We start from the raw sequence: 22,630 nt of genomic DNA, 5'->3' as shown, positions 1-22,630 counted from the left end.
CTTCAATACTGCGGCACAAGCCGCGCCCTGTGACCAAGTCACTGCCGCCGGAATTCAATAAGAACCCGGAACTCATAAGCGCGGAATGAATTCCGGAAACCGGGTTGGCGGGCCAGCCGGGGCGCTATAGACGCTTCATTAGGCCCATGCGCGCCATGGGTTTCGGGTGAGCTTCCCCGCATTGTGGTCCGCCACATGATGCTCCGCGCTTTGTGCTCAGGAATTTGATGGAAACGGGCCAGTTCGTCGTCAAAATGGCCGGTCCATGGGGCCGTCAGAGAGCGATATTGCGATTATAATCGCGATGGTTTACGTCAACACCACGTCAACCACTCAACGTCTGTTTGCCTACATCTCAAAGCGTCTCAACGCACCCAATGTCGGTGGAAGTCGGTGAACAGATTGAATGAAAACAAAGGCTTATCGGTTAAGTGCTTGATTTAAAATAATAAATCAAAATCAAAGGGTTACGACTCATAACCTGAAGGTCGTAGGTTCAAATCCTACTCCCGCAACCAGGTCGGAAAAGGTCAACACAGACCCATCAAAATACAATTGACCAACAGCATCAATTGATTAACCTCTTCACCTCCCCACGCTCATAACATCAAAACACGAGCTTCAAATCCTAAAACCCAAAATAGAGACCCGCCTGAGGGAGCGTCAGTAGAATACGCAGCCCCTGAGCCGGGATGTTTGCGTCCGGTCGGGCCGTTGGGTTGATACCAACGGGCTGGAACAGAGGTTGGAGCTTCTGAATGAAGATGAAATCTGGGCCGAGGTGATCCCAGTTAAGCCATTTTCCGTGTGGCGATTTCGTACATTTAGAGAACTGCACCTGGATGGTCGATCAAATACTAAGCGTGAAAACACGCGTGTTTCTGTGGGAGCCGTTGAATCGGGCGGTCCGACCCGCACCCAAGCTAGAGAGCTGATTGCGTGCTCTCTAGTTCGCTTGCGAAAAAATATGCTCTAATGCCTATAGACATTCTGGGGGTTCAATGATGACAGAAACAAGTGCGTTGGACCTCTTCGGCAAGACGCTAATCCAAGAGTTCAGAGATCGGTCCATTGAGACCATGGAATGGAGCTTTATGGGCACTGCGCGTGCACCCTGCCTAACCTTCTGGTGGCCGGCACTCCCTGCCAGTCCTTTTCCGTAGCTGGCCTTCGCAAAGGCACTGCAGACGCCCGCGGCAATCTCACATGAACTCGTCGCTGCTCGACCTGATGGAAAACGCGCAGTCATCTGGGAAAACGTCCCTGGTGTCCTCAGCGACGAAGGAAACGCCTTTGGGTGCTTCTTGGCAGGACTGACTTGTCGGCGCAGTGAATGCCCTGCAGTCACCAGGAGACGGCAGCTGGCCCGGTGAAGGTATGGTGCAGGGGCCGCGGGCACGGGCGGCTTGGGCCGTTCTCGACGCCCAATGATTCGGAGTGGCGCAGCGTCGCCGTCGCGTGTTTGTTGTCATCGACTTTGGAAACTGCATTGATCCCGCAGCGATACTACTTGAGCTCGACCGCATGCGCGGGGATTCTCCGCAGCGCCGCGAAGAGGGGCAAGACTCTACCACGGGTGCTTCAGAAGGCCTGGGAGGCGGTCGCGAATACCCAATTGGAATCGCACCCACCATGAGGGCTGGGGGAAACAGAACTGGGGGCGACCGCCCATATGGGATGGATGTTGACACCTCCGACGGCCTCGTCCCGATTATGTCAGCCACACACACTCTGCGAGGCGAAGGGTTTGACGCCAGCGAAGACGGAACAGGGAAAGGAACGCCCATAGCCCCAGTGGCAGGTGAGTTGGCAGAGGCTGGGTGTACCGACCACCAAATCGCCGCCACTACTGGCCACAAAAGTTTGTCGATGATCCAGAAGTATTCACGCGGTGCGAGTCAAAAAGTCCTCGCTAAGCAGGCGCAAGCACTGCGAGAACAGAACAAAAACAAAACGTGACCGTGGGAAACTTTGTGGGAAACCATTTTTGGGGAAGAATGAACAGGACATCAAGTCCTTGATTTTACTGGCAGGGGCATCAGGGTTCGAACCCGAGACCTACGGTTTTGGAGACCGTCGCTCTACCAACTGAGCTATACCCCTGCAATGCCGGTTTAACTAAGGCACCTCCGGCTGACTCGCAAGAGGGAAATCATCAGAAAGGCGTTGCTTTTTTCGCGACGTAGTAACCAGGCTGGATCTCGCGAGTTCTGTATTCTATGACAAGTAAAAAAGGGATCCTCTATTGAGCTTGCGCAAAAAAATAGCTGACAGCCCCCGCTTCAATCGAATGATTGAGGCGTTTTTTGCAGGCTACGTTGCCTTCGCATATAAAACATCTCGCTGGCAGAGGTCCGGCTGTGCGGAGATGGATGCTGCCGTTGCAAGAGGCGAGCCTGTGATCTTTGTGCTCTGGCACCAACGCCTTATTATGGCGCCTTATCTGTTCGACACTTCTTTGGGCCCAATCTGCGCGCTAACATCGGCTGCCCGCGCAGGTCGATTGGCTGGGCAGATCCTGGTTCGATTGGGCTTCGAGACCATCCCGATGTCGAGCCATAAACGTCATGTCGCCTTGTCGCGCGAAGTGTTGCGGCGCACTAAATCTGGGTGTTCTATTGGCATTGCTGCGGATGGACCCCGCGGCCCGGCGCGGGTTTCATCTGGGGTGCCAATCACTTGGGCGCGCATGACTGGCTGTCGGGTTTTTACCGTGGCCTTTGCTGAACGGCATGTGTTGAAGCTTCCGACCTGGGACAAACAGATGTTGCCTTTGCCCTTTTCGCGCGGGGTCCTGATCTGTCAGGAGTGGACAGATGTGGTTCCTAAGAAGCCAAGTGAAGAAGAGGCGGAAGTCCTCCGGATGAGTTTGCAGGCCTCATTGGATGAGATCACAGATCGTGCAGATCGGGCTGTAGGGCGCGGCCAGGATGAAAACGGAACCTAGGCGGAAGACCGGGGCCCTATGGATTTCAGGCTCAGATCTGTCTGTCCCAGCCAAAGGCTGAACAGGGCAAGGGCGGCTCCTATAAACTGCATCTGAGTTAGGCTTTGCGCCAGCAATACCCATCCCAGGATAACCGCCGTGAGCGGGCTCAGCACACCCAGGAGTGAGACTTTGGCAGGCTCGATCCGTGCAATGCCGCGAAACCACAGGATATAGGTCAGGGCACCGCCAACCAAGCTCATATAGGCGAGGCCCAAGAGGTTGGCTCCGGTAAGCGAGAGGATATCTAAGAGGTTTGGAGCCGCAAAGGGGACCAACAGCACCCCACCTGCCGTCAATTGCCAGGCAGTAAGGGTGAGTGGTGGCACGGGTGGCTGCCATTTGCGGGTCAAGACTACGCCTGCCGCCATGGATGCAGCGCCGCCAAGTCCGGCGATGGCGCCCCACATGTCAAGTTTTGCCTCCGGAGTGAGAACCAAGAGGGCAACGCCTATGATGCCAAGGCTGCCGGCCAAAAGAGCAGCTGGCCTCATCGGCGTTTTCAGCGCATAGGCCGAAAGAAACACCACCAGCAGCGGCTGCGTTGCTCCCAGGGTTGCCGCGACGCCTCCTGGCAGACGGTAGGCTGAGACAAAGAGCAGGGTCCAGAACAGGGAAAAGTTGAGCATGGCTAGTATCAACAGTTTTGGTATCCAGCTCAGTGGCGGCAATTGGCGCACAAGCAGCAAGAGGATCAGCCCGGCAGGCAGGGCGCGTAGCAGGGCGACCAATAGGGGAGATTGGCCCGGCAGCAGGCTGGTGGTCACGATGTAGCTGCTGCCCCAAATTGCCGGGGCAAGCGCGGTGTAAAACAAATCCAAGCGGGCCATGTCGTGAGTCTCCATGTATTTATCTCGACGTCAAGATATATGTGTTTGTCTTGACATCAAGATATTTAGTGAACAGGCTATGTGCATGGATCATGTAGACTTTATCATTGACCAATGGACGCGTGAACGGCCCGATCTGAATGTCAGCGCGATGGGGATCATTGGTCGGGTGGCACGGTTGTACATGGCTTACCAGGAGGGCATGCAGCAGACCTTTGCCCGTTTTGGATTGAATGCCGCAAAATTTGACGTGCTTGCGACCCTGCGGCGTGCAGGGGCTCCGTATCAGCTGTCACCAGGGGAGCTGCTGAAGGCGACTATGGTTGCCTCTGGAACTATGACAAACCGTATTGCACGCCTCGAGGCGGATGGCCTGGTCCTACGTCAGCTCAACCCCGAAGACAGCCGCAGCTTTTTGATTGAGCTTAGCCCAGCGGGCCTGGATCTAATTGATCAGGTGGTAGAGGATCATGTTGTCACGCAGGAGCGCATGCTTGCAGCTATGCCAGAGGAAGAGCGGAGAGCTTTCAAAACCTTGCTATCTCGGGCTCAGGCTGCAGTGGAGCAGGCGGGCAGCTAAAGGAAACGCACTGGGTTTGGGAGCCCCGCCCGCCATCGGCGAGAAGGGCGAGGGGCGGGAGCGCCCTCTTGGAGCTCGAGGCTTCGTCTACAGTAGGCCTGCCTCGCGCAGCAGATCCTGCATATTGGTCTCAGGACGCGGGCCAATATGGCTGATGACTTCAGCAGCGCAGATATTGCCGATCTTCGCACAGGTCTCAAGATCCCGCCCTGTGGCCAGACCAAACAGGAAGCCGGCCGCAAATTGATCACCGGCCCCAGTTGCATCCACGGGCACCACCTTGGTGACAGGCACGTCGATCCGGGTGCCGTCTCCGATCACTGTGACGCCATCACCGGACCGGGTACAGACCACCAGTGGGCAGATTGCGCTGGTCTTGGCGAGGCCCACTTCGAGATCATCGGTCTCAAACAGGGATTTGATTTCGTCTTCATTGCCGATGACAAAATCCAGGTCATTCTCGATCAGCGACAAGAAATCCGTCCTGTGCCGTTCGACACAGAAAGGGTCCGAAATGGCGATGCCGGATTTGCCGCCGCCTTTGCGGCAGTCGCGGGCCGCTTCCATAAAGGCCGACTTCCCCTTGTCTTTGTCAAAAAGGTAGCCTTCCAGGAACATAATCTGAGCGTTACCGGCCACTTCATCGGGTACATCCTGGCTGCTCAGCTCTGACGAGATGCCCAGATAGGTGTTCATTGAGCGTTCCCCGTCGGGCGAAACAAAGATCATTGAACGCGAGGTTGGCAGTTCGCCGCCCTTAACCGGTGGATTGACAAAATCGACCCCCTCTTCGTTCATAGCATCAGCGTAGAAATGCCCCAGGGCGTCATCATGGACGCGTCCAATAAAGGCGGCGTCCAGGCCTAGGGCACCGGCACCAGCGATGGTATTGGCGACCGAGCCACCCGGGGTTTGTACCCGATTGTCCATGGCGGCATAAAGGACTTCGCCACGATCCCGTTCAATCAACTGCATGATGCCTTTCTCGATCCCCATATGGGCGAGAAAGTCGTCGTTGTTTTGCGAGATCACGTCGACAACCGCATTGCCGATGCCAACGATTTGGTAGGTTTTCATAAGTTCTTGTCCTCATATTGACAGAGATCGCGGATCAGGCAGGTGCCACACAGGGGCTTGCGCGCCTTGCAGTGATAGCGGCCATGCAGGATCAGCCAATGATGTGCATGTTGCTGGAAATCAGCAGGGATATTGTCCTCGACGGCACGTTCCACCGCATCGACGTCCTTGCCCGGTGCAATACCGGACCGGTTGCCAACCCGAAAGATATGGGTGTCGACGGCCTGGGCGGGCTGATGCCACCACATGTTCAAAACCACATTGGCGGTCTTGCGGCCAACTCCGGGTAGCGATTGCAGCGCGGCTCTGGAGTTTGGTACTTCGCCACCATAGTCATCCACCAAAATCTGGCTGAGTTTGATGACATTCTTGGCCTTTTGTCGGAACAATCCGATGGTCTTGATATGTTCGGTGACGCCCTCGATGCCAAGATCCAGCATCTTTTGCGGTGTATCGGCGATTTTGAACAGCGCCCGCGTTGCCTTGTTCACCCCGGCATCGGTGGCCTGCGCCGACAGGGCAACAGCCACCACCAGGGTGTAGACATTGACATGCTCCAGTTCGCCCTTGGGCTCTGGTTCTGCTGCCTGAAACCGCGAAAAGATCTCGCGGATGGTGTGATAATCGAGTTGCTTAGCCATTGCGGATCTTATTGCCGTTTTGGGTCACGTCCTGCAATGACAAAGCATCAGCGCGGTTTACAATGGCTTTCCAGCTGGTTCTTTAGCCACAGCCCTGGCCAGCTAACGGGTTGAGGTTGGAAGTTCTCGCAAGTTTCGGGTCGCTGGCGGGACCTTGATGGCCGTATGGTGAGGGCCAAACGTCAGAGCAGAAAGGCGCGGTGATGAATATTCAAGCAGGCGAGCAAAGCTACCACTACGGGGTCATGCGCCGTGCAATTGAATTGATTGATGCGGGGGGCGGTGATCTGTCTTTGGAGGAACTCGCAGGCCATATGGATATGAGCCCGGCGCATTTTCAACGCTTGTTTTCGGCATGGGTTGGAGTCTCCCCCAAACGCTATCAGCAATATCTCCGCCTGGGGCATGCTAAGGCTTTACTCCGTGAGCGATTTTCGACCCTAGAAACTGCGCATTCCGTAGGGCTTTCTGGGTCCGGCCGCTTGCATGATCTGTTTTTACGTTGGGAGGCGATGAGCCCCGGTGAATACGCCCGCAAAGGGCAGGGCTTGCAGATTTTCTGGGGCTGGTTTGACAGTCCCTTTGGTTTGGCTCTGGTGATGGGGACGTCCAAAGGTATCTGTGGCTTGGGTTTTGCGGCGGAAACAGGTGCCGAGCCGACACTGGCTGATATGCGCAGCCGTTGGCCACAGGCGGAGTTCATCGAAGATCCTACCGCGTTACGGCCCTTGGTTGACGCGGCCTTTGCTCAAAGGGGAGAAACGGCCCTGCATCTGATCGGTGCGCCGCTTCAGATCAAGGTTTGGGAGGCGCTGCTGTCGATCCCTGATGGGCATGTGACCAGCTATTCAGAAATCGCGAAATCTATCGGATCGCCCAAGGCGGTACGGGCGGTTGGGACAGCGGTGGGGCGCAATCCAGTAAGCTGGTTGATCCCCTGCCACAGGGCGCTGAAGAAATCCGGTGAATTGGGAGGCTATCACTGGGGGCAGCCGGTCAAACGGGCCATGCTCGCCTATGAGGCGGCCCGCGCGGACAGCCCAAAGCCCGAGGGAACAGAGATCTGAGGGGCTAAGGCAGGGTTTTGCGCAGTATTTCGCCGAAGAGAGCAGGCAAGAGCTTGAGCCAGATGCCGCGAGCGCCGATATAGGAGGAAAGGTGCAAAACCTGTACCGATGAGCAGATAAAGAGGTGTCGCAGTGACCGTTTTGAAAATCTCCAGCGCAGGGCTCTTGGCCGCGACCCTTGGGCTGACCGCCTGTACCGATACAGATGCGCTGCGCCAGCCCGGAGAAAAGGAACGCAACGGGTTGATCGCTGGGGCGATTGTGGGTGCAGGATTGGCCGGGCTGTCCAATTCCAGCAATAAGGGTGCTGCGGTGGTCGCTGGGGCTGCTGCCGGGGCGCTGCTGGGCGGTGTCATTGGCAGCCAGCTGGACAAACAAGAGGCAGAGCTGCGTGAGAGCCTCTCCAACAATGGCATTACCATCGTCAATACCGGCGATAGGCTGATTGTGTCCCTGCCCAATGATCTGACCTTTGCCAGCGATAGTGCAGCGATCTCTCCGGCGGTGGAATCTGATTTGCGTCAGGTTGCCCAAAGCATCGTGCGTTATCCCAATAGCTCGGTCCAGGTGATTGGCCATACCGATAGTGATGGGGATGCAAGCTATAACCAGACATTGTCAGAGCAGCGGGCCAATACCGTGGCGGATCAGGTTCAGGCGGGGGGCGTTCCCTATAATCGCTTGCAGACCTTTGGGCGCGGGGAATCCCAGCCCGTGGCCAGTAACTTGACCGCCGAAGGCAAGGCGCAGAACCGCCGGGTTGAGATTGTCATCGTTCCCACTGCCTAACAGGGGAGAGGAATGGCATCGTCAGATGCCGACGAAAGGCCACATATGGATGTGGTTTTTTGATTTGCGATCCTAATTTAGATGGTTGCTCTGGATGCGGCGGGGACTAAGGTTGCGCCATGACATATGCTCCGGAAACCGCCTCGCCCTCGACCACCGACCCAGTGTTTCGCAGCACTGATGTGATGGATCCAGCCCGCTCTGCCGCTCTACAAGTTGCGCTCGGGTTGGAGCCAGACATCAGTGCCGGATCAGAGCTGCCGCCGTTTTTCCATCAGCTCTATTTCTGGACGCCGGTGCCACCGGAACAGTTGGGGCGCGATGGCCACCCAGGTCGAAGCAAATCCGGTCTTATCCCCGATCTGGGGCTGCCCCGGCGCATGTGGGCTGGTGGCCGCTTGCAGTTTGAACACCCGCTTATCGCGGGGATTGCAGCGGAAAAACGTTCTGTTGTGGAACAGTCTAACCGTAAGATGGGGCGCAGCGGTCCTTTGGGCTTTGTCACTTTGAGGCATGAAGTTCACCAAGAGGGGCGGTTATGTGTGCGTGAATGGCATGACCTGCTCTTCCGTGAAGATCCCTCTCCTGAGGCGCCAAAGCCTGTGCCGCCCCGGGCGCGTGAGGACGAAGAAGAAGCGCGGCAGGTCAGTTTCAGCTCGACCCTGCTGTTTCGCTACTCGGCCCTGACCTTCAACGGTCATCGTATCCACTATGATCTTGATTACGCCCGCGACGTTGAGGGATACGCTGGGCTGGTGGTCCATGGGCCGCTTTTGGCACAGCAGCTGATGCTTCTGGCTGAAGAGGTGATGGGGCCGTTGGCAGAGTTTTCGTTTCGCGCGACAGCGCCCTTGATGCATTTTGAGGCGGCGACTCTGTGTTGCAAGGGGCGGGAACTATGGGTGCGGGCCCCGGACGGGCGCCAATGCATGCAGGCGCAAGCTGTCCCTAAGGGCTGAGTGAGGTCTTGAGTTTAATCGCAATAGCGCGGAGGCTCCCGCGCCTTTTTGACGACCAGCGGGGCTGATCATCAATAGAAGCCTTGGGCCCGGCGCCGCTACGCGGCGTAACAGGCTGCTGGGGAAGCGCTTGAGCGGCAGGATTGCCTCTCGAGACGCCTGGGTCCAGTTTAAGGGGCCCTGTACCGCCTCAAGGGTGAACCGCGCTCACGCGCGGCGGCTGCGCCGCCCTTGACCCACCAAAGGGCAAAAGCTGGGCTGGGGTGCTGGCTCAAAGGTTGTCTTCGATCCGGAAACCCGGTGGAATGTGGTCGTTGCCGTCTAACAGAAGGTCCGCCATGACTTGGGAGACCCCGGGAGCCATGCCAAACCCGATTTTGAAGCCGCCGTTGGCGATGAAATGCCCTGGGCGCCCCGGCCAAGGGCCGAGCATGGGCGCGCGGCTTTTGGCGCGGGGGCGGACCCCAGCCCAGCGTTCGATGATCCGAGCCTGCTGCAGAACCGGAATCGCTGCAGTGGCGCGGGCGATGACATCGTCGAGCTGGTTGTCAGGGGCACTTGGGTGGTCAAACAGGCGCTCGCTGGTGGAGCCAATGGCCACAGTTCCATCGTCATGTGGAATAATATGCAGACCATCCGCATAGAGCTGTGGCACCTCTCCGGCGTCATGGCGCAGTAGCGCAGCCTGGCCCTTAACGCCATTGCCCACAGTCCTGGCAAAGCGCGCGTTTAGGTCTAGAAGCCCTGCATAGCCCTTGGCATGCAGCACCTGGCCTGTGTCAGCCGCCTCGGCTGAGATAGTTACCCCCTTGCTGACAAGAGCCGCCGCGAGAGCGGCACAAGCCCGACGGGGGTGCATGCGGGCGCTCAGGGTATCGTAGACTACCAGCCCGGTTTCACTGGGTGGGCACCAGGCGCTAAAGTCCGAGGCTGGGCGGACCTGCCATTGCGCATGGTTCTGCCATAGGTCGCGGGCAGTGTCTTCGCGCTGCCGGGCAAGTACAACAGCGCGGGCGTCTTGGAGGGGTTGGAGGCGTCCGGTGCGACCATAACCGGCGGAGTGGCCTCCAGCGGCTTTAACCTCGGTCCAGAACTGCTGCGCCATAAGGAGGCTTTCCAACTGGAACTGCTTTTTCGGATTCCAGTTTTCTGGCACGTGCGGTGCCAGTGCGCCGACCAAACCACCACTGGAGCCCGCCCCGACGCCATGAGGGTCAACCACCTGAACCCGAGCGCCACGCTGGACACAGGCCCAGGCGATGGAAAGGCCAAAGATGCCTGCGCCTCGAACGGTGATATCTGCCATTGTCATTTGTCATGCCTTTCGCCAGTGTCGCGCCAGTTTCAAAACTTCATCTAGGGGATATTGCCATGGCAGACCAGCAGGCACAGCTCAGCTGGCGCGAGGAGCGCATTCCGGTTTCGGATCAGTTTGATGACCCCTATTTCTCGATCCAGGATGGGCTGGCAGAGACTGAGCATGTGTTTCTGGCTGGCAATGATCTGCCAGCTCGGTTTGCACCTGGTTTTCACATCGCTGAGTTGGGGTTTGGCACCGGGTTGAACATGCTGGCGACCTGGCGGGCCTGGGAGGACAGCGGCCAACGCACGGCCCTGCGGTTCACCAGTTTTGAGGCCTTTCCTATGGCACCTGCGGATATGGCAAAAGCCTTGGCGGCATTTCCTGACATCGCGCCCTGGGCAGATCGTTTTCTGGCACAATGGCAGGGCATCGGGACCTGTGATCTGGGTACACTCAAGCTGCAGGTGGTTGCCGGCGACGCAAGAGTGTCGTTGCCAGACTGGACAGGGGCAGCAGATGCATGGTTTCTGGACGGGTTCTCTCCGGCGAAAAACCCCGAGCTGTGGCAGCCGGATCTTTTGCAAGCGGTGGCAAATCATACCAAGCCGGGCGGTAGTGCGTCCACCTATACCGCAGCGGGCTTTGTGCGGCGCGGTTTGGAGGCGGCAGGGTTCGCTGTGAAGCGGACATCGGGGTTTGGACGTAAACGACATATGACCACGGCAGTCAGGGCAGAGGCGACATTGAAATGAGCAAGCCAATGGCAGGCACGACGCCCCAAAGCAACAATGTGCCCATGGGTATTTTGCTGATGATCGGGGCGACGATTGTCTTTGCCCTGCAAGACGGAATCTCACGCCATCTGGCGGGCACCTACAACACCTATATGGTGGTGATGGTGCGCTACTGGTTCTTTGCCGCCTTTGTCCTGTTCCTCGCAATGCGTGCTCCAGGCGGCATTCGGAGCGTGGCGCGCACAAGCCAACTGGGATTGCAGATCTTTCGCGGTGTCCTGTTGGTCGCAGAGATCTGCGTTGCTGTCTACGGTTTTACCCTACTGGGGTTGGTCGAAAGCCAAGCAGTGTTTATCTGCTATCCTTTGCTAGTGGCCGCACTTAGCGGTCCGGTGCTGGGCGAAAGCGTGGGGTGGCGGCGCTGGGCGGCCATTGGTGTTGGGCTCATCGGAGTGTTGATTATTCTGCAACCAGGCGTCGGAGTATTTGATCCGGCGGCTTTGATCCCCTTTGCCTCGGCCCTGATGTTTGCGGTCTATGGTCTTGTCACCCGCTATGCGGCGCGGCGTGACAGCACTGCCACCAGCTTTTTCTGGACCGGAATTGCGGGCATGGTGTTCATGACCTCAATCGGCATTTGGTTCTGGGAGCCAATGAGCCAGAATGATTGGCTGTGGATGGCCTTGCTCTGCGTTTCTGGGGTGACCGGGCACTGGTTACTGATAAAATGCTACGAGATGGCGGAGGCCAGCGCGGTGCAACCTTTTGCCTATTTCCATTTGATCTGGGCGGCCATTTTGGGGGTTTCCATCTTTGGGGAGGTTATCCGCCTCAACGTGGCCACTGGAGCCGCTATCATCATCGCGGCGGGGCTATTCACCCTTTGGCGTGAAAGCCGCAAGGCTCGCACCTGACAATTCCTTGGAAAAGGGCACTGGCAGGGGGACTTTGCCAAGGCGGGCGCGATAGGCTGGAAGGCTTTCGGTGACCCGCATCACGTAATTGCGGGTCTCGTTAAAGGGAATATGTTCGATCCAGTCGATGATATCCGGGCTGCCGCTGCGCGGATCGCCATAGCGTTGCATCCAGGCTGTCGGGCGGCGGGGGCCGGCATTATAGCCTGCCGCCATCATCACCACATTTCCATCGAACTCCCCTGCAAGCCCGGCCAGATACTGGCTGCCCAGTTTTGCGTTGTAGTCCCATTCTGCTGTCAGGCGGGAGTTGTCATGTTTGGTGAGGATGTCCAGCTCTTTGGCGACCAGTTTGGCCGTGGCTGGCATTAGTTGCATTAAGCCACGTGCGCCCGCATGGCTGATTACGACAGGGTCAAATTCGCTTTCGCGCCGGGAAATTGCCAGTGTCATCTCGGCGGCCATGGGGAGTTTTTGCTGTGCCACGGGGTGCAAAGGGTAGTAAGCGCTGTGGAGTTCAATCCCTGCTTGGGCCGCGCGTTTGGCGATCATCACCGCCAGGTGTGGTTCTTTCATATCGACCGCCATCTGTCCCAACTGCTGGGCTTCCAACGGGGACAGGCTTTCCACCTTATGGGTGAAGAACCGTTCTGCCAGCGTCAAATCACCGGCCTGCAACAGCAGTAATGCCGCTTCAATCACCGAGGACTCGAGGAACGCAGCGCTGCGCCAAGGGGGCAGCTGAGGCGGTGTCACAAGGGCAGGATCAAATGCCCGTCCCAGGTTTTCTGCTGCCAGAAGCCCATAAAAGGAGGTCTGATACTCCGCAGCCTTCGCATAGGCCGCATGCGCCTTGTCGACGTTCCCCAGCGCGGCATAGGCCCGGCCAAGCCAGTAACCTCCACGGCCGACGGAAATCGGCGTCTCAATTGAGGCCAGAAACCGCTCAAAGTGATACACCGCAAGCTCTGCATCCTTCAGTTTTTGCAGTGCGATATATCCTGCCAGCCATTCGCAATCGGAATAACCATAACCTGCTTCTGGGGCCGCAAAATGATGCGCTGCCAGCTGATAGGCGCGCTCATGCTTGCCATCTCGCATCAACTGCCGCGCCAAATCGCGCCGCCGTCGCAACCATTTTTCCGGCTGCCCGAGGGCCTTTGCGCTGGTGCTGCGATCAATCATGAGGGCAACAGCGTCGTCCTGGCGCCTTTTCCGGTCGCGCCAGACAAAGCGATCATAGGCGAGGCCAGGGTCGTCTTGGAACGCGGCCGGTATGGCTTGGATCTTCTCATCCACTCCCTTGGATTGTTTTTGCAGCGCAATACGTGCCTCTGCTAGGGCGCGGGGCCCATCTCCAACCAGTGACAGCATGCGCGTAGCGCTCGCATCATGCGCGTCCCACAACAACTGACTCAGGCGGGTGGCGTGGTGAGGGCTTAGCAGATTTGCGTGCTCCGCCAGATAGTCGGCCTGCGTCTCTTCGCTCATCGGCATTGTCTGCCAAGCGCGGATCAGCTCCGCATCGCCAAGGGACTGCGCGCCCTGGGCATAAAATGCACGCGCCAGGCTGGCCGCTCCTTCGGGAGTTTGCGGTGGATGATCGGCAAAGAAAGCGCGGACCCGTTTATGCGATTTCTCTATGATGATCTTTTCGCTGCGGCGGCGCAGATAGGGCAGGCCGGGCCAGTTGGGACGTCGCGCCAAAAAACGTTCCAGATCCTCAGCCGTGCCTTCCTTGGCCCGTAGCCTATGCCATTCAACTATGTCACGAGACACAGACCCTTCGGCTCCTGCAGCCTGAAGCGCTTGTGCCCAGTCTTCAGAGCGCACCAGCTCTAGCGCCTGTGCCAGTGGGCGCGTTTGCGCCTGCGCGGCGGATCCCAGCGTCAGGATCAGCGATAAGAGGAGAAGAATGCGTGTCATGGCTTGCTTTTATAGTGGATCAGGGGATAGAGGCATTGACGATAATTCGAGAATGGCCGGTATCAACACAAATTCCGGTCATGTCCACAATGAAGGCGGTACTCCGCCTGTCAAGACCACCAGCTAAGGGAGCGCACCCATGTTTAAAGGCTCTATGCCAGCCCTCGTCACCCCGTTTCAAAACGGCGCGTTGGATCTGGATGCGCTCAAACGCTTGGTTGAGTGGCATATTGATGAAGGGTCAAGCGCTTTGGTGCCGGTTGGCACCACCGGCGAAAGCCCAACCCTCACCCATGATGAGCACGAAGCGGTTATTGCAGAAGTGGTCAAAGCCGCAGCCGGGCGAGTGCCGGTGATTGCCGGTGCCGGGTCGAACAACACGGTTGAAACGATTCGGTTTGTCGAATTTGCCCAGAAGGTTGGCGCCGATGCTGCTCTGGTTGTGACCCCCTACTACAACAAACCGACACAGCGCGGTTTGCTGGCACATTTCCAGGCCGCCCATGACTGTGCAGATGTGCCAATCATCATCTACAATATCCCTGGCCGCTCGATCGTTGACATGACACCTGCCACCATGGGCGAGCTGGCCAAGCTGCCGCGCATTATTGGGGTCAAGGATGCCACTGGTGATATTGGGCGTGTCAGCCAGCAACGCGCCAGCTGTGGCGCCGATTTTGTTCAGCTCTCCGGCGAAGATCCCACCGCGCTGGGCTTTAACGCCCATGGTGGCGTAGGCTGCATCTCAGTGACAGCAAATGTGGCACCAAGACTCTGCGCCGAATTCCAGGCTGCAACCCTCGCGGGCGATTACGCCAAAGCTCTGGAGTATCAGGATAAGCTCATGCCGTTGCATGAGGCGATCTTTATTGAACCAGGTCTAGTCGGCGCGAAATACGGCCTCAGCAAACTAGGGCTGTGCTCCGAGGAAGTGCGCTCTCCCCTGACTGGCCTCGAAGACAGCACCAAAGCCGCCATAGATGCCGCGATGCTGCACGCGGGTCTTTTGTAATACTGCACTGCTGCAATCAATCCTTCAAAAGCCCCGCATGCGCAGCGGGGCTTTTTCTTTGGTTTCACTTTTCTCAAAATATTCCGGGGTGAATGCGCCCCTAGGCGCAGAGGGGCTGGCCCCTCTTAGTGGAGCTCAGGGCAGCGCAAGACTTTTGGGGAGTAACCAAGGCCTCACCTTTTCCCATAATAGAGTCCCACAACATGTTCCGCCTGGGCAAAGAACAACCAGCGAGAGACAGCAGCCCCGACCATATGGCTCAGTACAGCAAAAGCGGCCATCAGATGTTTGACCAGGCTGGATTCTACAGGCAGCACCAAAAAGACAATGGGTAAACCAAAGCCGAGGAGGAGCGCAATTACGCGTAGTTTCTGGGCGTGTTTGCGCCCCACCACATGCACAAACTCACGTAATAGGTAGTTGCTGCCCGTATGGGGCGGTTCAAAAGCCCGCACAGTTCCTTCTCCCCCCAGACCAGTGGCGGTTTTTATGGTGGTGCCAGAGGCAGCAAAGGCTTTGTCTCCTTTGGCCCAATAGGCCAGTTGAACGGCGCCAGCTGCGAGCAATAACCAGATCGACAGGCTCTCTTGCCCGGCCAAAAGAGCCCCCCCAGAGATGGAGAAGCTGAGGAACACCACCGGGGTGAGTGCCATGTTCCAGCGCGGAATGGTCTTGAGCTGGGTGTAGATCATCGAGGTGGTGAAGACCGTGGCCAGGCTCAGACCCGCCCCAAGCAGTCCCAAGAGGCGCCAGTCCCTTTCCAGGAAGATGGCGCCTATGGCAAAGAGCCCCATGATCAACAGCGCCGCCACGGCGCAAAGGCCTTCACGGCTGAGCCAGCTGCTGCGCCATTGGCTAAAGGCTTTCAGCGCGCGTTCGGGGCGGCCAAGGTGGAAGGTGGAGGCCAGCAGCCCTCCGACGGCCAAAGCATAGGCAATCGCGTAGAAAACAAAGGCGACCCAACCGGTGACGCCGGGATAGCCGATGCCAAGGAAGGTCAGCAGGCCAAAGCCCAGACCAGAGAGGGTGGTGAAGAGAATAACGGATGGTGCAGGATGCATCAGGTGGATCCTCCAGAAGATTGGCCGGAAGCGTGACCTGGGAGTTTGTCGAGCGCCTTGTCGAGCCAGCCGAGGAACCCGCCGGGCCCTTGGGTGACAGGAGCCAGCAAGGGAGCCAGCACGTCGATCTGTTCATCTAGCTGATCCTTGGGGCGGGGTGGCAGGTATTTGTTCACAGGTTTGGTGCCCATCTCAGGCATCAGATCCATGCCACCGCGTTCGGCAACCAATTGGCTGACCTGGCTCTCTGGGTCCCCGAGGTCACCAAAATGGCGGGCCCCGGCGGGGCAGGTCCGCACGCAGGAAGGGACACGATCCACTTCGGGTAAGTTTTCATTGTAGATACGATCAACGCAGAGGGTGCACTTTTTCATTACTCCCTCAGCCAGGTCGAGTTCGCGGGCGCCATAGGGACAGGACCAAGCGCAGAGGCCACAGCCGATGCAATTGTCCTCGTTCACCAAGACGATGCCATCCTCGACGCGTTTGTAACTGGCGCCGGTGGGGCAAACGGTGACACAGGGGGCGTCTTCGCAATGCAGGCAGGATTTGGGGAAGTGGATCAATTGGGCCGCTGGATCCGGTTGGCTGGGCGTTGCAGCTGGCTGGACCTCGAAGCTATGCACTCGGTTCAGGAAGGTGCCTGAGGGATCAGCGCCGTAGGCGTCTTGATCTGACAGGGGGGCGCCGTAGTTTTCGGTGTTCCAGCCTTTGCAGGAGATCACGCAGGCATGGCAGCCAACGCAGGTGTCCAGGTCGATGACCAGACCCATTTTGCGGTTGGTGCTGGTGGGGAGTTCGGTCATCAGAACATACCTCCGCTCATTTTGACGTGCAGGACCGGGGCGCTGCCCCGGACCCCGGAATATTTTGGGAAAAGTGAAAGGAGGATCTTGGTCATTTGCCCACCTTCCATGTCAGATCTTTGGGGCCAGTGCCGACGGGAGATTTAATGGGCTCCAGCGCGGGTTGGCTTTCGGTGAAATCTTCTGGGGCACCTGCTTTTTCAATTTTCACTTTGAGATCAAACCAGGCGGCCTGGCCGGTGATGGGATCGGAGTTGGCCCAGCGAAGCCCGTCGCCCTTGGGCGGCATCAGCTCGTGAATCAGATGGTTGAGCAGGAAGCCTTTGGTGGCCTCGGACGCATCTTCCTGCAGGCCCCAGGTGCCCTTGCGCTTGCCAATAGCATTCCAGGTCCAGACGGTATTGTCGTTCAGCGCCGCCATTTCCATCACGGGTACGGTGATTTCCCCATGGGGAGAGGAGACGCGGGCCCAATCGCCATCTGCCAGATCGTGTTGTCGCATCAGCTTTGTCGGCAGATAGAGCGGGTTGCGGCCATGCAGCTGGCGTAGCCAGGCATTCTGTGTGCCCCAGGAATGATACATCGCCATCGGGCGCTGGGTGAGGGCGTTGACGGTGAAACCCTCGTTGCCCTGTTGATCGGTCTCATACCAGATCGGCAGCGGGTCCATGGTGTCTTTGATGCGCTGGCGCAGATGCTCAGGGGGCTGGCGCTCGCCGTGGCCCTCGGCGGCCAGCTGAAACTTGCGCATCGGTTCGACATAGAGCTGGAACAGATAGGGCTGCGGGCTGTCGTAGAGCCCAAGGTCTACGGCCCAGTCCTGATAGGCGCGGTTCCAGGGTTTGAAATAGCTGGCCTCGGCCGGGATATGTTCGACAAAGAAACCGCCGTTTTTGATGTATTTGTCCAGCTGCTCTGGGTTTGGCTCACCGCGCCCGGATTTGTCACCATCGGGGCCGCGGAAACCGGCCAGCGGGCCGATACCCGGTTTGCGCTCATGGTTGACGATGTAATCGGCGTAGTCCTGCCATTTGGCGCTGCCGTCCTCAGCGGTAAAGCCGGGCAGTTTCATCTTGTTGGCCAGCTGCACCAATACGGTTTGGAAACCGCGCACATCCCGGTCCGGTTCGATCACTGGCCAGCGGATCGCATCGGCGGCGCCATCGGCCTCGCAGATGGGGCGGTCCAGCATCGAGATGCAGTCGTGGCGCTCCAGATAGGTGGTGTCGGGCAGGATTAGATCGGCATAGGCCACCATTTCCGAGGAATAGGCATCGGAATAGATGATGCGGGGGATCTTGTATTCGCCGTCCTCGCTCTTATCCGTCAGCATGTCGATGACACCGCCGGTGTTCATCGAGGAGTTCCACGACATATTGGCCATATACATGAACAAGGTGTCGATCTTGTAGGGGTCGCCCGCATGGGCGTTAGAGATCACCATATGCATCAGCCCATGGCTGGACATGGGGTTTTCCCAGGTAAAGGCCTTGTCGATACGCGCTGGGCTGCCATCACTTTTCAGCGCCAGATGTTCGGGGCCGTGCACAAAGCCCAGATGCGGACCATCCAGGGGTTTGTTGGGGGTGACGCGGCAATGGGGCGCCGGGTGGGCTTCAACCGGTTTGGGATAGGGCGGTTTGAAGCGGAAACCGCCGGGGGCCTCCACGGTGCCGAGCAGGATTTGCAGCACATGCAGGGCGCGGCAGGTTTGAAAACCGTTGGCATGGGCAGAGATCCCGCGCATGGCGTGCATGGCGACGGGTCGGCCGATCATTTTGTCGTGTTTCTCGCCGCGGAAATCTGTCCATTCCTGATCGAGCTCAAAGGCCTCGTCAAAGGCGACGCGGGCCAGCTCTGCGGCAATGGCGCGGATGCGTTTGGCTGGGATGCCACAGCGCTCGGCCACGGCTTCGGGGGCGTATTCGTCCTTGAGGTAGCGGTCTGCCATCAGTTGAAAAACAGAGACATGGGTGACATCACCCATCTTGAAGCTGCCGCCCAGATCAGGCCGTACGCCTTTCATGTCAAAGGGCGCAAGTTTGCCGGTGGTGCGGTTGATGACCAGCGGCGTGCCGTGGTCGTCGCGCAGGAACAGGCCCTTGTCTGGAGAGTTGGGATCCTGGTTCACCAGAACCGGCGCATTGGTGTAGCGGCTGAGGTAGTCCAGATCGATCTTGCCGGCCTTCATCAACTCATGCACCAGCGCTAGAATGAACAGCCCGTCGGTGCCCGGGGTGATGCCCACCCAATCGTCCGCGATGGCATTGTACCCTGAGCGGATCGGATTGACGCCAATCACCCGTGCGCCACGGGCCTTGATCTTGCCCAGGCCCATTTTGATCGGGTTGCTGTCGTGATCTTCAGCAACGCCAAACAGCATGAACAGCTTGGTGTGGTCCCAGTCAGGCTGGCCGAACTCCCAAAAAGCGCCGCCCATGGTATAGATACCGGCGGTCGCCATATTGACCGAGCAAAAGCCGCCGTGGGCTGCGTAGTTGCAGGTGCCAAAGTTCTGCGCCCAGAAGCCGGTAAAACTCTGGGATTGGTCCCGACCGGTAAAGAAGGCCAGTTTGGAGGGGTCATCCCGGCGGATTGGCTCCAGCCATTCGGTGGCAATGTCCAGCGCCTCCTCCCAAGAGATTTCCTCGAACTCTCCTGAGCCCCTTGGACCGACCCGTTTCAAAGGTGCCTTCAGACGCGAGGGCGCATTGACCTGCATGATGCCTGCTGAGCCCTTGGCGCAGAGCACACCCTTGTTGACGGGATGATCCCGATTGCCCTCGATATAGGCAACTTTGCCATCCTTCATGTGCACGTTAATGCCACAGCGGCACGCGCACATGTAGCAGGTGGTCTGACGGATCTCGTCGGATACCTTGGGGGATGTTTCCACCCGGGGTTGCTGGAACGTCATCTGGCCTCCCTTGTCTTTGTTTGCCTGGCCCCTCTTTGGGTATCAGGTAAGGATCGTGATCCCTGCCAGGATAAGCCCGGCAATGAACAGTGTTTCTACGATTATGAGGGCGATGGCAGCGCCTCCGACGGCCAGCACCTGTTTCAGATTTGTCTTCATGCCGACGGCGGCAATGGCCGTCAGCAAGAGCCACCGTGAAACCTGGCTGAGCGTGTCGCTGATTACTGCCGGGATAAACCCAAAGGAATTGAGCAGCGCCAAACCCAAAAAGGCAACAACAAAGCCGGGCAACAGCGGCGGACGGGTGCCATCTGTCGGCAGCTCAGCAAAGGAACGGATCATCAGAGAGGCCATCAAGACGATGGGTGCCAGCATGGCGACGCGCATCAGTTTGACCAGGGTGGCCGTATCGCCAGTTTGTTCTGAGATGGAAAAGCCTGCGCCAACAACCTGGGCCACATCATGGATGGTCCCACCAAGGAAAACGCCTGCCTGAACCGAGTCCAGATCAAGAAATTTCACCAAGATAGGATAAGCAATCATGGCAACGGTGGAGAGTACGGTGACTCCCATCACGGTAAAGATTAGTCGCTCTTCGGAGCGGTCATCGCGGGGCAGTATGGCGCTGATTGCCATGGCGGCCGAAGCCCCGCAGATCGCGACAGATCCGGCTGTGAGCAGGGCAAAGCGCCATTTGTGGCCAAAGAACCGCGCCACCAGCAGGCCAAAGCCAATGGTGGCGATCACGCCTCCAACCACCAAGGCGATCAGATCCCAGCCCAGGCCCACCATCAGCATCATTGAGACCCGTACGCCCAGAAAGGCAATTCCCAGACGCAGCAGTGCGCGCGCAGAAAAGGCAATGCCAGCAACAGTTTTGCCTTCTTCACCAAGAAAGCTGACAGCGATGCCGAGCAGCAAGGCCAGCAACATGGCGGGGGTGGCGTAATGCTCTGCCAGGAACTGCGCGGTAACAGCGACAATCAGCGCCACTGCAACACCAGGAAACAGTTCCTTTGCATGGCCGCGCAGGGTCTGTGCCATCTGCATGGAACGGTTGCGGAGGCTCGTGTCGGTCACGGCAGGTCTCTTCGGCTTGAGCCGCATTGCTGCAGCAGTGACGGTCTCATGCGCCCACCTCCATCAGGGCGCTGGCATTCATAGCGATCTCACGCTCTTCTTCTGCTGCAACGATCCAGGCCACCGTCGCAGCGCCAGGGAGAGTCAGGCTGGGCGCGTTTCGGGCATTCTTCCCAGGATCGATGTCACAGCCAAGCCAGCCAAACCCTTCCATGATGCGGGCGCGAATGTTGCGGGCGTTTTCGCCAATGCCGCCGGTAAAGACAATTGCGTCGCAGCCGCCCATGGCTCCAATCATGCTGTGTCCGTGCCGGATGGCCCAGTAGCAGAAATGCGCGATGGCAAACTGAGCCTCGGGCGTGTCTGCTTTTTCCAGGGCGCGCATATCCGACAGCCCACCCGACAGGCCCGCAAGGCCGGAGCGGTTGTTTAGCAGCGCCTTGGTCTCTGTAAGGCCGATTTCCTCGACAAGCCTGAGAGTGGCATTGGGGTCAAGGGTGCCCACACGGGTGCCCATGGTCAGCCCTTCCAAGGGGGAATACCCCATGGTGGTGGCGACCGATCGTCCGTCTTTGATGGCGCAAATTGAGGCCCCGTTGCCCAAGTGAAAGGCAAGCAGACGCGATGGCAGCAGAGCGCCAGATACTTTTGGCAGGCAGCGGCAGATAGAGGCGTAGGAGAGGCCATGGAACCCATAGCGACGCAGGCCCAGGGCTTCGGCCCGGGGCGGCAGAGCGTAGCGACGCGCCACTTCGGGGGCGTCGGCATGGAAGGCGGTGTCAAAACTGGCGTATTGCGGCAGATCCGGCGCCAATTGTTCCAGAGCGTCAATCGCCGATAGCGCATGGGGGTTGTGAAGCGGGGCCAGGGGTACGCAGGCTTGGATTTCGGCCCGTACCGCGGAGGTGACACGGGAGGGAGTGGTGAGCGAGGTGCCTCCATGGACCACCCGGTGGGCCACTGCGCGTAGGCTGTCTGCTCCCGCGCGCGCCTTGGTTAGACGCTCTAGGATGGCCGCGAGAGCCCGACCGTGGGTGGGCAGCTCCAAGGCTTCTTTTTCGGCTCCGACACGTAGGTGACCACGGCCACCTATGCCCTCAGCTACGCCGCTCATCTGCTCTTGCAGCTGGGCGTCGAAGACCGCAAATTTCACTGAAGAAGAGCCTGTATTCAGCACCAGAATGTCGGCTGGGTGAGTCATAGCGCCACCTTCAGGATGTTGAGAACGGAAAACAGGGTTAGCAAGATTACGATTGCCCGGCGAAACTGCGCCTGAGAGGCTGATGAAAACCGCAGTCCCCCGGCCCAGATGCCGACCCCCAAAATGGGGAAGGCCAGCAGAACCCCCATGAGGGTCTCTGTCCCGGTCAGACCATTGGCATGCATGACGGGCAGGGCCATCAGATCAATTCCGGTGAGAAATACAATCATTGTGGCACGAAACACCGCCGGGGCCAGAGGTTGCGCTGTCAGAAAAGCCGCCGCAGGCAGGCCTCCAACTCCGGCGCTGTTGACCATGCCAGAGAGAAGGCCAACCGATAGATTGCCGCCAAAGCCAATCTCACGACGCAACTGCCAGCCACTGAGCAGAATGAGGCTGAGGCCTAGAATGACGGCAGAGATCGCCAGACGTGCCTGAGCCTCCCCGAGATGCGCCATGACAGTCACAGAGGGGATAGTTGCAATCGCGGCGCCAACCAGCAAAGGACGCATTCGGGACCAGTCTACATGGGCCCGAATGCCACGCGCCTGAAATAGCGTCATGGCGATTTCGCAGGAGAAAATCACCGGGATCAGTGGCAGCGGATTGGTGGTCAGTGCCGCAAGAATGATAAAAATCGCGGAAAACCCAAAGCCGGAGTAGCCGCGAACATAGGCCGCCGCAAACAATGCGGCGGCCAGATATGCCCCTTGGCCTGCTGTCAGATCAAAGGGCAGCTCCATCAGT

20 protein-coding genes and 1 tRNA gene are annotated in these 22,630 nt (G+C 58.4%); 9 read left to right on the top strand and 12 right to left on the bottom strand.

The window, feature by feature from the left end:
• The first annotated feature begins 1,084 nt into the window (after positions 1-1,084).
• Positions 1,085-1,210, top strand: coding sequence for a DNA cytosine methyltransferase (locus MED193_RS23230; protein WP_254655452.1), 126 nt, complete (start codon positions 1,085-1,087; stop codon positions 1,208-1,210).
• Positions 1,211-2,027: 817 nt separating this feature from the next.
• Here the strand turns inward: MED193_RS23230 and MED193_RS11860 are convergent.
• Positions 2,028-2,103 (bottom strand) — tRNA-Trp (locus MED193_RS11860).
• A 142-nt stretch (positions 2,104-2,245) separates the two neighbouring features.
• Between MED193_RS11860 and MED193_RS11855 the strand changes: the two genes are divergently transcribed.
• Entirely contained in the window at positions 2,246-2,947 is a 702-nt protein-coding gene (locus MED193_RS11855; RefSeq protein ID WP_039966151.1) for a lysophospholipid acyltransferase family protein, read from the top strand.
• On the opposite strand, the gene MED193_RS11850 is transcribed toward MED193_RS11855, so the two are convergent.
• Complete coding sequence (locus MED193_RS11850) at positions 2,944-3,816, bottom strand: EamA family transporter (RefSeq protein ID WP_009809969.1); 873 nt, start codon at positions 3,814-3,816, stop codon at positions 2,944-2,946. The genes MED193_RS11855 and MED193_RS11850 overlap by 4 nt on opposite strands.
• Before the next feature lie 85 nt (positions 3,817-3,901).
• Between MED193_RS11850 and MED193_RS11845 the strand changes: the two genes are divergently transcribed.
• Positions 3,902-4,396 carry a MarR family winged helix-turn-helix transcriptional regulator gene (locus MED193_RS11845; protein WP_009809968.1) on the top strand — a complete coding sequence of 165 codons (495 nt, stop codon included), beginning with the start codon at positions 3,902-3,904 and terminating at the stop codon, positions 4,394-4,396.
• Between the two features lie 87 nt (positions 4,397-4,483).
• Here the strand turns inward: MED193_RS11845 and MED193_RS11840 are convergent, their stop codons facing one another.
• A complete protein-coding gene (locus MED193_RS11840) occupies positions 4,484-5,473 on the bottom strand; it encodes an adenosine kinase (RefSeq protein ID WP_009809967.1) in 990 nt (329 codons plus the stop codon).
• Complete coding sequence (gene nth / locus MED193_RS11835) at positions 5,470-6,114, bottom strand: endonuclease III (RefSeq protein ID WP_009809966.1); 645 nt, start codon at positions 6,112-6,114, stop codon at positions 5,470-5,472. The genes MED193_RS11840 and nth overlap by 4 nt, the downstream gene beginning before the upstream one ends.
• Positions 6,115-6,317: 203 nt before the next feature.
• Between nth and MED193_RS11830 the strand changes: the two genes are divergently transcribed.
• From MED193_RS11830 to MED193_RS11820, 3 genes are all read left to right on the top strand, one after another.
• Entirely contained in the window at positions 6,318-7,181 is an 864-nt protein-coding gene (locus tag MED193_RS11830; protein WP_009809965.1) for a bifunctional helix-turn-helix domain-containing protein/methylated-DNA--[protein]-cysteine S-methyltransferase, read from the top strand.
• A 132-nt stretch (positions 7,182-7,313) separates the two neighbouring features.
• Positions 7,314-7,970, top strand: coding sequence for an OmpA family protein (locus MED193_RS11825; RefSeq protein ID WP_009809964.1), 657 nt, complete (start codon positions 7,314-7,316; stop codon positions 7,968-7,970).
• A 119-nt stretch (positions 7,971-8,089) separates the two neighbouring features.
• Positions 8,090-8,929, top strand: coding sequence for an acyl dehydratase (locus tag MED193_RS11820; RefSeq protein WP_009809963.1), 840 nt, complete (start codon positions 8,090-8,092; stop codon positions 8,927-8,929).
• Positions 8,930-9,200: 271 nt separating this feature from the next.
• On the opposite strand, the gene MED193_RS11815 is transcribed toward MED193_RS11820, so the two are convergent.
• The gene (locus MED193_RS11815) at positions 9,201-10,241 is read right to left on the bottom strand and encodes an FAD-binding oxidoreductase (protein WP_009809962.1); all 1,041 of its coding nucleotides are present in this window, start codon (positions 10,239-10,241) and stop codon (positions 9,201-9,203) included.
• A 59-nt stretch (positions 10,242-10,300) separates the two neighbouring features.
• Between MED193_RS11815 and mnmD the strand changes: the two genes are divergently transcribed.
• Together mnmD and MED193_RS11805 are read left to right on the top strand one after the other, a co-directional pair.
• The gene (gene mnmD / locus MED193_RS11810) at positions 10,301-10,984 is read left to right on the top strand and encodes a tRNA (5-methylaminomethyl-2-thiouridine)(34)-methyltransferase MnmD (protein WP_039966150.1); all 684 of its coding nucleotides are present in this window, start codon (positions 10,301-10,303) and stop codon (positions 10,982-10,984) included.
• Positions 10,981-11,880 carry a DMT family transporter gene (locus MED193_RS11805; protein ID WP_009809960.1) on the top strand — a complete coding sequence of 300 codons (900 nt, stop codon included), beginning with the start codon at positions 10,981-10,983 and terminating at the stop codon, positions 11,878-11,880. The genes mnmD and MED193_RS11805 overlap by 4 nt, the downstream gene beginning before the upstream one ends.
• Here MED193_RS11805 and MED193_RS11800 read toward each other — a convergent pair.
• Complete coding sequence (locus MED193_RS11800) at positions 11,839-13,806, bottom strand: lytic transglycosylase domain-containing protein (protein ID WP_009809959.1); 1,968 nt, start codon at positions 13,804-13,806, stop codon at positions 11,839-11,841. The genes MED193_RS11805 and MED193_RS11800 overlap by 42 nt on opposite strands.
• Before the next feature lie 139 nt (positions 13,807-13,945).
• Here MED193_RS11800 and dapA point away from each other — a divergent pair, with 139 nt between their 5' ends.
• Positions 13,946-14,818: a 4-hydroxy-tetrahydrodipicolinate synthase gene (gene dapA / locus MED193_RS11795; RefSeq protein ID WP_009809958.1), complete on the top strand. Its 873-nt coding sequence runs from the start codon at positions 13,946-13,948 to the stop codon at positions 14,816-14,818.
• A 173-nt stretch (positions 14,819-14,991) separates the two neighbouring features.
• Here the strand turns inward: dapA and MED193_RS11790 are convergent, their stop codons facing one another.
• From MED193_RS11790 to MED193_RS11765, 6 genes are all read right to left on the bottom strand, one after another.
• Positions 14,992-15,879 (bottom strand): DmsC/YnfH family molybdoenzyme membrane anchor subunit, encoded by an 888-nt coding sequence (locus MED193_RS11790; RefSeq protein WP_009809957.1) that lies wholly within the window; start codon positions 15,877-15,879, stop codon positions 14,992-14,994.
• The gene (locus MED193_RS11785) at positions 15,879-16,685 is read right to left on the bottom strand and encodes a 4Fe-4S dicluster domain-containing protein (protein ID WP_009809956.1); all 807 of its coding nucleotides are present in this window, start codon (positions 16,683-16,685) and stop codon (positions 15,879-15,881) included. Before MED193_RS11785 ends, MED193_RS11790 begins: the two co-directional genes overlap by 1 nt.
• A gap of 91 nt (positions 16,686-16,776) precedes the next feature.
• Positions 16,777-19,602: a molybdopterin oxidoreductase family protein gene (locus tag MED193_RS11780; protein WP_039966149.1), complete on the bottom strand. Its 2,826-nt coding sequence runs from the start codon at positions 19,600-19,602 to the stop codon at positions 16,777-16,779.
• Between the two features lie 42 nt (positions 19,603-19,644).
• Positions 19,645-20,652: a YeiH family protein gene (locus tag MED193_RS11775; RefSeq protein WP_009809954.1), complete on the bottom strand. Its 1,008-nt coding sequence runs from the start codon at positions 20,650-20,652 to the stop codon at positions 19,645-19,647.
• Between the two features lie 76 nt (positions 20,653-20,728).
• On the bottom strand, positions 20,729-21,883 hold the full coding sequence (locus MED193_RS11770) for an acetate/propionate family kinase (protein WP_009809953.1): 1,155 nt from the start codon (positions 21,881-21,883) through the stop codon (positions 20,729-20,731).
• Positions 21,880-22,626: a TSUP family transporter gene (locus MED193_RS11765; protein ID WP_009809952.1), complete on the bottom strand. Its 747-nt coding sequence runs from the start codon at positions 22,624-22,626 to the stop codon at positions 21,880-21,882. Before MED193_RS11765 ends, MED193_RS11770 begins: the two co-directional genes overlap by 4 nt.
• Positions 22,627-22,630: the final 4 nt, after the last annotated feature.

This window comes from Roseobacter sp. MED193 (assembly GCF_000152965.1).
Taxonomy (GTDB): domain Bacteria; phylum Pseudomonadota; class Alphaproteobacteria; order Rhodobacterales; family Rhodobacteraceae; genus Pseudophaeobacter.
Note: the sequence above shows the minus strand (reverse complement) of the source record. Positions and strands in the feature narration are given on the sequence as shown.